At 70.3% G+C, this 11,648-nt stretch carries 10 protein-coding genes; 6 read left to right on the top strand and 4 right to left on the bottom strand.

All coding sequences use genetic code 11. The annotated features are described in order from the left end of the window. Positions 1 to 114 precede the first annotated feature (114 nt). Positions 115 to 1,626 carry a regulator gene (locus O3W51_RS15885; RefSeq protein ID WP_138353725.1) on the bottom strand — a complete coding sequence of 504 codons (1,512 nt, stop codon included), beginning with the start codon at positions 1,624 to 1,626 and terminating at the stop codon, positions 115 to 117. A gap of 281 nt (positions 1,627 to 1,907) precedes the next feature. Here O3W51_RS15885 and lipB point away from each other — a divergent pair, with 281 nt between their 5' ends. From lipB to O3W51_RS15865, 4 genes are all read left to right on the top strand, one after another. Then, a complete protein-coding gene (gene lipB / locus O3W51_RS15880) occupies positions 1,908 to 2,687 on the top strand; it encodes a lipoyl(octanoyl) transferase LipB (RefSeq protein WP_138353726.1) in 780 nt (259 codons plus the stop codon). Between the two features lie 233 nt (positions 2,688 to 2,920). After that, complete coding sequence (gene lipA / locus O3W51_RS15875) at positions 2,921 to 3,898, top strand: lipoyl synthase (RefSeq protein WP_269286280.1); 978 nt, start codon at positions 2,921 to 2,923, stop codon at positions 3,896 to 3,898. Between the two features lie 226 nt (positions 3,899 to 4,124). Next, entirely contained in the window at positions 4,125 to 4,367 is a 243-nt protein-coding gene (locus tag O3W51_RS15870; RefSeq protein ID WP_138353728.1) for an SCO2195 family GlnR-regulated protein, read from the top strand. Positions 4,368 to 4,515: 148 nt separating this feature from the next. Continuing rightward, a complete protein-coding gene (locus O3W51_RS15865) occupies positions 4,516 to 5,196 on the top strand; it encodes a DUF4191 domain-containing protein (protein WP_138353729.1) in 681 nt (226 codons plus the stop codon). A gap of 114 nt (positions 5,197 to 5,310) precedes the next feature. Here the strand turns inward: O3W51_RS15865 and O3W51_RS15860 are convergent, their stop codons facing one another. Further along, positions 5,311 to 5,778, bottom strand: coding sequence for an RDD family protein (locus O3W51_RS15860; RefSeq protein WP_164293304.1), 468 nt, complete (start codon positions 5,776 to 5,778; stop codon positions 5,311 to 5,313). 213 nt (positions 5,779 to 5,991) lie between these two features. Between O3W51_RS15860 and glnA the strand changes: the two genes are divergently transcribed. Further along, positions 5,992 to 7,401, top strand: coding sequence for a type I glutamate--ammonia ligase (glnA, locus tag O3W51_RS15855; protein ID WP_138353731.1), 1,410 nt, complete (start codon positions 5,992 to 5,994; stop codon positions 7,399 to 7,401). Between the two features lie 476 nt (positions 7,402 to 7,877). Here glnA and O3W51_RS15850 read toward each other — a convergent pair whose 3' ends face one another. Together O3W51_RS15850 and O3W51_RS15845 are read right to left on the bottom strand one after the other, a co-directional pair. Beyond that, a complete protein-coding gene (locus O3W51_RS15850) occupies positions 7,878 to 9,038 on the bottom strand; it encodes a GDSL-type esterase/lipase family protein (protein ID WP_244809143.1) in 1,161 nt (386 codons plus the stop codon). 193 nt (positions 9,039 to 9,231) lie between these two features. Further along, positions 9,232 to 10,242 (bottom strand): DUF5937 family protein, encoded by a 1,011-nt coding sequence (locus O3W51_RS15845; protein WP_138353733.1) that lies wholly within the window; start codon positions 10,240 to 10,242, stop codon positions 9,232 to 9,234. Between the two features lie 88 nt (positions 10,243 to 10,330). Here O3W51_RS15845 and O3W51_RS15840 point away from each other — a divergent pair, with 88 nt between their 5' ends. Beyond that, a complete protein-coding gene (locus O3W51_RS15840) occupies positions 10,331 to 11,596 on the top strand; it encodes an MFS transporter (protein ID WP_138353734.1) in 1,266 nt (421 codons plus the stop codon). Positions 11,597 to 11,648 lie beyond the last annotated feature (52 nt).

Here is an 11,648-nt window from a genome sequence, read left to right as displayed (position 1 = left end):
TTGTGAGCCGCTGGGGGCACCCCCGGCCGAAGGCTGGGGGACCGTGAACAGTCAATTTCGAAGCACCGCACCGCAGGACCCGGTCACCGCACCCCCAACCGGCCCGAAGGAACCTCAGCCCACGGCCAACCCCAGCGCCGCCGCCCGCTCGTAGAACCCCCGCGCCGCCCCCGTCTCCCGAAACGGCTCCAACCGCCGCCCGAAGTCCCGCACATACTCCACCGCCCGGGTCGACCGCATCTCGGTCGCCTGCTGCATCGCCTCTCCTCCGAGCGCACACGCCAGATCCACCTCCCCCAACCCCAACCGCGCAGAAGCCAGCACCGTCCGGCAGAACACCCGGCTCCGCGCGTACGCCGGCCCCCGCAACTGCAGCGAGCGCTCCGCGTACTGGGCCGACGCCCGGTACTGCTGCAGATCCCGGTGGCAGTGGCCGAACTCGTCCGCGAGCTGCGCCTCGTCGAAGAACCGTGCCCAGTACGGGACTTCGTCCCCCGCCCGGGCCGCCTCCAGCGAGCGCTCCGCGCGCGCCAGCGCGGCCGAGCAGGCCCGCACCTCGCCCAGCAGCCCATGCCCGCGCGCTTCCGCCGCGTGCAGAAGAGCCTGTACGACGGCGGGCGCGCTCGTGCCGACCCCCTGCTGCGCCACCCGCGCGAGCTGGACCGCCTCGCGCCCGTGCCCGAGGTAGACCGCCTGACGGCTCATCGTGACGAGGACGTAGCCGCCGTAGACGCGGTCGCCGGACGCCTGGGCGAGGCGCAGGGCCTGGACGAAGTAGCGCTGCGCGAGGCCGTGGGCGCCGATGTCGTAGGAGGTCCAGCCGGCCAGCCGCGTCAGGTCGGCGACCGCGCCGAACAGCCGCCGTCCGAGCGCCTCGCCGTACGTGCCGCGCAGCATCGGCTCGGCCTCGTGTTCGAGGTAGCGGACGAGCGCCTGACGGGCGTGGCCGCCGCCGTAGGTGTTGTCGAGGGTCCGGAAGAGGTCGCCGACGGAGCGCAGCGCGGCGATGTCGCCCATGGTGACGCGCTGGCGGGAGACGGCGGCGCGGGCCGGCCCGTGGCCGCCGCGCGTCTGCGCGGGGATCCGGGCCCGGCCGGTGCGCTCCGCCTCCGACCCCCCGGAACCACCACCGACCGCACCACCGGCACCACTACTGGCGCCACTGCTCACCCCGTGCGCCACATGCTCGTCCGCCCGCCCGATGAGCCAGTCGCGGCTCGGCACCACCAGCCCGGCCGGTGTGAAGGCGATCTTGCGCAGCTCGGCCTGGCTACCGGTGTCTTTCCGCCACAGTCCGCTGATGATGTCGATGGCTTCTTCCGGTCCTGCGGCGAACTCCAGGCCCGCGTAGACCGGCGCGCACGCGTCGAGCCCGAGATCCTGAGCGGACAGCCGCCGCCCGAGCCGTCGCGTGAAAACCTCCGCGATGAGCGCGGGGGTGGTGCCGCGCGGCTGCTGGCCGCGCAGCCAGCGCGTCACGGAGGTCTTGTCGTAGCGCAGGTCCAGGCCGTGCTCGATCCCGAGCTGGTCGACCCGGCGGGCGAGCCCCGCGTTGGAGAAGCCGGCCTCGGTGATCAGGGTGGCGAGCTGGCGGTTGGGCGAACGCTGCGGGGATCGGTCCGTCATCGGCTGCGCGGTCCACTTCCTTCGAAGGACTCCGGAACGGCGTGAATGTAACGGCCTGTAGTGCCGCGCTCACCACCAGAGCCTCAGATTCCCCCGAATGGGTGACAGCCCAGCCCATTGACTTGCAAAGCCGTATCTTCCGGTCACCGACCGTGGTACCGACGCCCACCCGAACAACTCCGGCCCGCCCCCCACCCCAGCTTCCCCGGCCCCTTGAAGGCGGCCTTCGGCCCGGTCGTACAGTTGCAGGGGCGCTAACGAGGCGACTACGAGGAGCTGACGTGACTGACCTGCACTTTGTCCACCTGGGCTTCGGGGCGGACGCCGTCGAATACCAGGAGGCATGGCAGGAGCAGCGCAGGGTGCACGCCGCGCGCTTCGAGGACGAGATCCCCGACACCTGCCTCCTCCTCGAACACCCGCCGGTCTACACCGCGGGCCGTCGCACCGCCGACAACGAGCGCCCGCTGGACGGCACGCCGGTCGTCGACGTGGACCGCGGCGGCAAGATCACCTGGCACGGTCCCGGCCAGCTCGTCGGCTACCCGATCCTCAAGCTGCCGCGTCCGGTCGACGTCGTCGCGCACGTCCGGCGGCTCGAGGACGCGCTGATCCTGACCTGCGCCGAGTTCGGCCTGGAGACCACCCGCATCGAGGGCCGCAGCGGCGTCTGGGTGCTGGGCGACCCCGTCGAGCAGCGCCCGGTGGGCGGCCTGACCCTGGACTTCGACCCCCGTCTGGCCGACGACGAGTTCGACCCGCGGCTGAACGGCCCGGAGTACGCCCCGTCCAACGCCGGCCAGCGCCGCGAGGACCGCAAGCTCGCGGCCATCGGCATCCGGGTCGCCAAGGGCGTGACGATGCACGGCTTCGCGATCAACTGCGACCCGGACAACACCTGGTTCGACCGGATCGTGCCGTGCGGCATCCGCGACGCCGGAGTCACCTCGCTCTCCAACGAGCTGGGCCGCGACATCTCCGTCACCGACGTCGTGCCGGTGATCGAGAAGCACCTGCGGGCGGTGCTGGAGACCGCGGCGCCGCTCCCGCGCGCCGTGTAGGGCGGGGGCAGGGCACCAGGGGCCGTCCGCGGGCTCGCGGGTGGTGCCGGGCACGACGTCCTCCCGGGGACCGTGCGGGACCACTCCTGGCCTTCACCCCGGCCCTCACTCCCTTGGGGGAATGCCCCCATGAGCCTGTTGGTTGGCTCTGTTCGTATAGGTACAAACAACGGGCGTACCCTGGGGTTCGCCGAAGATTCGAAGACACGCTGGTGGAAGGGGAGTACCGGACGATGTCCGCTGTCGCACCCGACGGACGCAAGATGCTGCGCCTGGAAGTCCGGAACGCTCAGACCCCCATCGAGCGCAAACCCGAGTGGATCAAGACCCGGGCGAAGATGGGCCCCGAGTACACCAAGATGCAGGCGCTCGTGAAGAGCGAAGGCCTGCACACCGTGTGCCAGGAGGCCGGCTGCCCCAACATCTACGAATGCTGGGAGGACCGCGAGGCCACCTTCCTCATCGGCGGCGACCAGTGCACCCGGCGCTGTGACTTCTGCCAGATCGACACCGGCAAGCCGGCCGCGCTGGACCTCGACGAGCCGCGCCGCGTCGGCGAGTCCGTCGTGACCATGAACCTGAACTACGCCACGATCACCGGCGTCGCCCGCGACGACCTGGAGGACGGCGGCGCCTGGCTCTACGCGGAGACCGTCCGCCAGATCCACGTTCAGACCGCCGAGCGGGCCGAGGGCTTCACCAAGGTCGAGCTGCTGATCCCGGACTTCAACGCGGTCCCCGAGCAGCTCGCCGAGGTCTTCTCGTCCCGGCCCGAGGTGCTCGCGCACAACGTCGAGACCGTGCCGCGCATCTTCAAGCGGATCCGTCCCGGCTTCCGTTACGAGCGCTCCCTCGAAGTGATCACCAGGGCCCGCGAGGCCGGGCTGGTCACCAAGTCCAACCTGATCCTGGGCATGGGCGAGGAGCGCGAAGAGGTCAGCCAGGCGCTGCGGGACCTGCACGACGCCGGCTGCGAGCTGATCACCATCACGCAGTACCTGCGGCCCTCGCCGCGGCACCACCCCGTCGAGCGCTGGGTGAAGCCGCACGAGTTCGTGGAGCTCAAGGACGAGGCCGACCAGATCGGCTACGCCGGCGTCATGTCCGGGCCGCTGGTCCGTTCTTCGTATCGTGCGGGCCGGCTCTTCCAGCAGGCGATGGACCGCCGCCGGGAGACGGGCGAGCAGTCGGTGGCGGCCCAGTCCGTCTGAGATCCCGCCTGAGGTCCCGTGTGAGACCCCTCACGGTGACGCGGTGCGGCCACGCACCGCGTCACCATCCCCGCCAGGCATGCGGCGCGGCGAAGCGGAATCAGGCACGCGGCAAGGTTTCATGCGAGATTGACCGTGCGGTCACGGGCTGGTAACACAATGTGGCGAGGCTGGTTCACGCACACCCATGCGATTGCGATTCCGAGGCGTCCTGAGGGGGACCCCCATGCAGGTCGAGTCCGCACAACTCCGCCAGAGCACCCTCCACCCCACAGTCACCGTCACCGGAGCCCTGCGCGCCATGGAGGCACTGCTGCTGGGCGGGGGCCAGCAGACCGCCCGTCGCAACGCCTGGTCGGCCGTGGTCGAGGACCGCCGCCGGGCCAAGGACCGGCGTGAGGTGCAGCACGTGATCGAGGCGCTGAACGCGCCCGCCGCCGTCCGTAACACGGGGCCGGATTCCTTCTGAGCGCTGGTCCCGATCCCTTCCGGGCACAGGCTGAGCACCGGGCTCCGTTCCTTCCGGGCACAGCACCGGCTTCCCCCTGACGGGCCGGCCGGTCCCTTGAGGGCCACCGATGCGCCCACCGGCGCGCGGGCCACGTATCCTGTGCCGCATGGCGAGGAAGGAAACATCCGAGAACCCTGGGCGGCTTCAGCAGATCGCTCAGACCTACAAGATGACCAGGCGGGCCGACTCCAAGGTCGGGCTCGTCGTAGCGGCTGTGGGAATCGTCACCTTCGGTGTCGTCCTCGCCCTCGGCTTCTTGATCGACCACCCCATCTACGCGGGCATCCTGGGCTTGCTGTTCGCGTTCCTCGCGATGGCCATCGTCTTCGGCCGCCGGGCCGAGAAGGCCGCCTTCGGGCAGCTCGAGGGCCAGCCGGGTGCCGCCGCGGCGGTGCTGGACAACGTGGGCCGCGGCTGGACCGTGACCCCGGCGGTCGCGATGAACAAGAGCCAGGACGTGGTGCACCGTGCGGTCGGCAAGGCCGGCGTGGTGCTGGTCGGCGAGGGCAACCCGAACCGGGTGAAGGCCCTGCTGGCCGCCGAGAAGAAGAAGGTGGCGCGCGTCGTGTTCGACGTGCCGATCACCGACATCATCGTCGGCAACGAAGAGGGCCAGGTCCCGCTCAAGAAGGTGCGTACGACGCTGCTCAAGCTGCCGCGCGTGCTGGCAGGACCGAAGGTCACCGAGGTCAACGACCGTCTGCGGTCGCTCGGCACCCTCATGAGCAACATGCCGATCCCGAAGGGTCCGATGCCGAAGGGCATGCGGATGCCGAAGGGCCGCTGAACCCCGGAACACCGACCACAACGCCCTCGTGGGCCGGGCGAGCCGTAGGCGGCTCGGCCAGGCCCACGAGGGCGTTCACGTTGGCGGGGGCTCGCCGACGCTTGTCGCGCTCGCCTAGATCCGGACCTGAACGGCCTGCGCGGCCTTGTCGTGCAGGCCGCGGCCGTCGCGGTCCCACACCAGCGCGGGGATCACCAGCAGCAGGAGGACCGTACGGAGCACCACCGGGCCGATGCGGAGCCGCCCGCCGTCGACACGGACCACCCGCAGGCCGAGCAGCCGCTTACCGGGCGTGCTGCCGACGGTACCGAGGGTCACGACGCTCAGGGCGCCGAAGAGTGCCAGCGTCCAGGGATTGGACCCCTGGACGTCACGATGCGCGATCAAGCCGTATGCGATCACCAGACACAGCATCCAGTCGATGAACACCGCCGCGAACCGCCGGCCGACGGTGGCCAGCGAACCCGGCCCGTCCTTCGGCAGTCCCAGCCGTTCACCCCGGTAGCCGAAATCCGTGCCCATCTGCTCGGCGGCCGCGCGCGGTCCCGAGAGCCACGACCCGAGTGCTTCCCTGTTGTCCACCCGTCCACCGTACTGTGCCGCCCCGGGTCACCCGTACGGTGCCTTCACCGCCCGCGCGCGCCACCTACGACCTAGCGGTTAACCTCGTCGAAACAAATGGGTCATGCTTGGGAAATCCTCGATCCCTATGGTCGGGGCCAGCGTGCGCCATCGCACTGGCCGCGCCTCGTGTTGCCATCCCGGACTCTTCGAGCCGGGTCTAGGAGGAGTTGGATGTTCCAGAACGCCGACGACGTCAAGAAGTTCATCGCGGACGAGGACGTCAAGTTCGTAGACGTCCGCTTCTGTGACCTGCCCGGAGTCATGCAGCACTTCACGGTCCCGGTCAGTACCTTCGACCCGACCGAGACGCTGATGTTCGACGGGTCGTCGATCCGCGGCTTCCAGGCCATCCACGAGTCCGACATGGCGCTCGTTCCTGACCTCACCACGTCGCGCCTGGACTCGTTCCGCAAGGACAAGACGCTCAACATCAACTTCTTCATCCACGACCCGATCACCGGCGAGCAGTACAGCCGTGACCCGCGGAACGTGGCGAAGAAGGCCGAGGCCTACCTCGCGTCGTCCGGCATCGCCGACACCGCGTACTTCGGCCCCGAGGCCGAGTTCTACGTGTTCGACAGCGTGCGCTTCGCGACCAACGCCAACGAGTCGTACTACCACATCGACTCCGAGGCCGGCGCCTGGAACACGGGCTCCGAGGACAACAACCGCGGCTACAAGGTCCGCTACAAGGGCGGGTACTTCCCGATCCCGCCGGTCGACCACTTCGCCGACCTCCGTGCCGAGATCTCCCTGGAGCTGGAGAAGTCCGGCCTGCAGGTCGAGCGTCAGCACCACGAGGTGGGCACGGCCGGCCAGGCCGAGATCAACTACAAGTTCAACACGCTGCTCGCAGCGGCCGACGACCTCATGCTCTTCAAGTACATCGTGAAGAACGTCGCCTGGCGCAACAACAAGACCGCGACCTTCATGCCGAAGCCGATCTTCGGCGACAACGGCTCGGGCATGCACGTCCACCAGTCGCTGTGGACCGACGGCGTGCCGCTGTTCTACGACGAGCAGGGCTACGCGGGCCTCTCGGACACCGCCCGCTACTACATCGGCGGCATCCTCAAGCACGCCCCGTCACTCCTCGCCTTCACCAACCCGACGGTGAACTCGTACCACCGTCTGGTGCCCGGCTTCGAGGCCCCGGTCAACCTGGTCTACTCCCAGCGCAACCGTTCCGCCGCGATCCGCATCCCGATCACGGGCGCGAACCCGAAGGCCAAGCGCATCGAGTTCCGCGCGCCGGACCCGTCGTCCAACCCGTACCTGGCCTTCTCGGCGCTCCTGATGGCCGGCCTCGACGGCATCAAGAACAAGATCGAGCCGGCCGAGCCGGTCGACAAGGACCTCTACGAGCTCGCCCCCGAAGAGCACGCGGGCGTCCCCCAGGTCCCGACCTCGCTCCCGGCCGTCCTCGAAGCCCTCGAGAACGACCACGAGTACCTGCAGGCCGGCGGTGTCTTCACCAGCGACCTGATCGAGACCTGGATCGACTACAAGCGCACCCAGGAAATCGCCCCCATCGCCCTCCGCCCGCACCCGCACGAGTTCGAGATGTACTTCGACCTCTAAACGGCGCCGCGCGCACCTGAGCCCTGGTGCTCTCCCCACGGAGAGCACCAGGGCTCAGTGCTGTGCTGGAAGGGGCCGACGGCCACCCAGACCAGCCTTCACTGGTAGACGGCGACGATCGGAACGTTCCGGGCCGCGGCAGTATTCGCGTGACTTGGCCGTTCTTTGATGGGCGGCGTTGGGGTCGGACGGGGCGGGTCGGCGGTCTTGCGGAGCCATTTTCCGTTGGTTTCACGATGACTTGGGCGGAAATGGGCTACAAGTGCGGGTTGCTGATGAGGACTCCGGGATCTGGATCAGGGGCCGTCGTGCCAGCCTCCGTACCCGTCGAGCGAGATCGGCGCTTCTTCTGCTGGTCAGCCCCGCCGGACAAGGGTCCACCATGTTCGCGGCGGCGCCGCGGTTCGACCACCGCACCGGTCCGCTGGCGACCGAGGGGGAGTTGCAGCGCGGCGCCATCCGCTAGAGACGGTGGGTCACTTGGCGTTCAGATACATCCCTGTGGAGTCCCGGCCCGCCGTGTTGCGGCAGTAGTAGTAGTTACCAGTGGGGTGGGCGTTCAACTGGGTCAGGCAGCTGCCGAGGGCGAGCTCGCCGTAGTAGTTCGGGTGCATCGACTCCTGGACGGTTCCCTGGGAGCTGCTCAGGCCGGCGTCGACGAAGCGCGCCCACTCACTGGTGGTGGCGGACGGCGCCGCGCCCGGGGTGGCGAGGCTGGACGTCTTGGCGCAGACCTCGCGGCCCTGCAGCATGTCGCGCAGGTCCATGAACTGCACGCCCTTGGTGGCCGCGACGCCGGCGAGCGCGTTGGAGATCTGCGGGACCATCGAGTCGCGGGCCCAGTCGGCGTCACCGTTCCAGAACGGGCAGCCGCCGGTGCTGGCCCGGCTCCAGCCGCTCTCCGGGTAGCGCATCTCGGTGCTGCGCGGGATCGGGGACGGGTAGGACTGCAGCACGATGCGGTAGTCGCCCGACGCGTAGCCGTCAGCGGTCATCACGGCGCGGATCTCGTCGATCGACTTGCCGACGCCCGCCATGGCCGCGCTCATCCTGGAGTCGATGGCGCTCTGCTGGCTGGTGTGGCAGTAGGAGTACCAGATCAGGTAATCCTTGACGCAGGTCGAGATGACGTCCGAGAAGCCGAGGTCGTTGCCGCCGATCGAGAGGGTGATCAGCTTGACGGTGTTGTTCGCGGCGATCGAGGCCAGCTGGTCGGCCTGTGGCGCCTCGCCCTTGAAGGACTGGCCGCCGTTGCCCGCCCGGAAGACGTTGGCGGTGGTGGCGCCGGAGCAGGCGATGTTGACCGCTCCGGCCAGGCTGTTGATCTCGGCGGAGTCCGATCGGTCGCACCCGCTCGCGTAGGTGCTGCCGTAGACCGTGGTGGGGTCGTAGGTGCTGCCGCCGGTCCAGGCACGGTCGGTACCGTCGCGGCTGCCACTGGCGGTGTCGCTGTTGCCCTTCCAGCGACCGGCCTCTCCGGAGATGTAGCTGTCGCCCATCGACACCCTCACGACCGGTCCGGTGGCGGCTTGCGCGGGGGCCGCGACGGCCAGCAGGCCGGCGGCGACGAGGGGTAGCGCGAGGGCTGCGGCAAGCAGTCGCGTTGTTCTGCTGGTTCTGTGACGGCGTTCGGGCACGGCGGAACTCCTGCGGACGGCCTCCCGCATGGTGGGGTCGGGAGGCTCTGGGTGAGGGTGGGCCGCCGGCCGGTGGCGCGAGGAATGTGACACGTCCAACGGGGTTACCGCTAGGTAGCTGCAGCACCTTTTCCGCTCTGTTACTGACCAGTTCAGATCAGTCGCGGGGCGCCCCCCACCGTTTCCCTGGGCGTCAGGCCCCGTCGGGCGGGCCCTGGTCGGTGCCTGCGGCGAGGGCGTCGCCCAGGGGGGTTCGGTAGTAGAGGACGGAGCGGCCGGAGCGGGCTCGGTGGAGGAGGCCGGCTTTGCGGAGGACGGTCAGGTGGTCGCCGACCGCGCCGGGGGCGAGGCGCAGGGTCTGGGCGAGTTGTGTGGTGCTCGCGGGCTGGTCCAGGGCGGACAGCAGCCGGGAGCGCGAGCGGCCGAGGAGTCCGGCGAGGGCGTCCGGTTCGACGGAGTCGGGTGTCTCCCACAGCGCGGCCGTGCCCCGGGCGGGGTAGATGATCGCCTTCGGCCAGGGGTCGTCGACGTAGGTGGCCAGGTGGGGCCAGACGAAGACCGACGGGATGAGCAGCAGCCCCTCACCCGCGAGGGTGGTGACGCTGGCAGGTGACGACGACGTCCGCAGGATGTCGATACCGCCGTCGCGCCAGCGCATGTCGGGGTGGAAGCCGTCGAGGGCGGCCGCCCAGCCCGAGCGGCCGAGCTGGCCGACCCGGTGGACGACATCGCGCTCGCAGATGGCGCGCAGCTGCGGCCAGTCGCGGGCCAGCAGACCGTGCCAGGCCTGGTCCAGGGCGTCGGCCACCCGCTCGACGACCGCGTCGCCGCGCAGGGTCGCCAGCACCCGCGGATCGCGGGACGGGCGCGCGGCGAGGCACAGTTCGGCTTCCTCGTGGGCCTGGGACAGGCTCGTGGCGCGGATCGCGGCGAGGTCGTCGTCCCAGGTCTGGGCGAGGCCGCGGGGCGGCAGGGCGACGAAGTTGGCGCCGAAGGTGCGGGTGTGGAGCGCGAGCGCCGCGTCGATATCGGTGTCGCGGCGCAGCTGCTGGAAGACCGGCATCAGCCGGGCCGACCAGGCGGCCGGCAGCCGCTGCCGGGTCCGGCCCTCCAGATACCGCAGGAGGTTGCACAGCTCGAAGGCCGGCGACAGCGCGAACCTGCTGCGCAGCAGATCGTCGGTACCGAACTCGAATCGCCGCATGCCCCGAGCCTACGTCGGCGGGCGGGCGGGCTTACGTCCCGTGGCGTAAGAATCGCCCCGGCGGGGGCGCCGGGAACAGGCTGCCCGTATGACGTTCACCCCTGCCCCGCCCCGGCGGACCACCTACCGGGAAGTGCTGGCCGACCAGCGCTTCCGGCTGCTCTTCGTCACCAGGACGGTGACGATCACCGCCGACGCGCTGCGGATCCTGACCCTCTCGGTACTGATCTTCGCGACCACCGGCTCACCGCTCATGGGCGCCCTGACGTTCGGCATCGGTTTCCTCCCGCAGCTCGCCGGCTCGATGCTGCTCGGTTCGCTCGCCGACCGGGTCCGGCCGCGGCGGCTGATCGCCGCGGGTTATCTGCTGGAGTTCGCCGCCGCCGTCGCGATGGCGCTGGCCCATCTGCCGGTGGTGTTCATCCTGCTGCTCGTCGCCGTCGTGGCCTTCCTGACGCCGGTCTTCCAGGGCGCGTCCAACCGCCTCGTCGCCGACACACTGACCGGTGACGCGTACGTGCTGGGGCGGTCGCTGTCCAGCATGTCGTCGTCCGGAGCCCAGTTGCTCGGGCTCGCGGGCGGCGGGATCGCCGTGACGTTCCTGGGCTCGCGGCACGCGCTGCTGCTGAGCGCGGGCGCGTATCTCGTCGCGTCGGTCGCCGTACGGCTGCGGCTGCCCGACCTGCCGGCCCCCGACAAGGGGTCCGGATCCGGGTCCCGCTCCGGGTCCGGCTCCCTGGTGCGGCACAGCTGGTCGGGCAACCGGGCGCTGTTCGCGAACCCCCGGGTGCGGAAGCTGCTGCTCGCGCAGTGGCTGCCGTCCGCCTTCGCGGCCAGCGCCGAGAGCCTCGTCGTCCCCTTCGCGGGGTGGCGCGGATTCCCGGACGGAACCGCCGGGTTCCTGCTGGCGTGCCTGCCGGTCGGCATGCTTCTCGGCAATCTTGTGGTCGGCCGCTTCGTGCTGCCCGCGACCCGCGAACGCCTGGTCGCCGTGCTGGTCGCGGTCATCGGTCTGCCGCTGGCCGGCTTCGCCTTCGGTCCGCCGTGGCCGGTCTGCGCGGTCCTGCTGCTGGTCACCGGTACCGGGTTCGCGTACAGCCTGGGGCTCCAGCGCTCGTTCCTCGACGCGCTCCCGGAGGACAGCCGTGGGCAGGCGTTCGGGCTGCTCAGCTCCGGCATGATGACCGTGCAGGGGGTGGGGCCCGCGGTCTTCGGGGCGGCCGCCGAGGTGGTGTCCGTGGGGGCCGCCATCTCGCTCGCCGGAATCGCGTCGCTGGCCATGGCCGGCTATCTCGCCCGGGAGTCCCGCGGCGCCCGGCTGAGTCCTGCGGAGACCGCCGCCGGGACCGGATGAGGCACTACCGGGCGGGACCGGATGAGGCTGTACCGGGCGGTACCGGATGAAG

Origin of the sequence: Streptomyces sp. H39-C1, from assembly GCF_027158125.1 — a bacterium.
Taxonomy (GTDB): domain Bacteria; phylum Actinomycetota; class Actinomycetes; order Streptomycetales; family Streptomycetaceae; genus Actinacidiphila; species Actinacidiphila fildesensis.
This window is presented reverse-complemented; position numbering and strand designations above follow the sequence as displayed.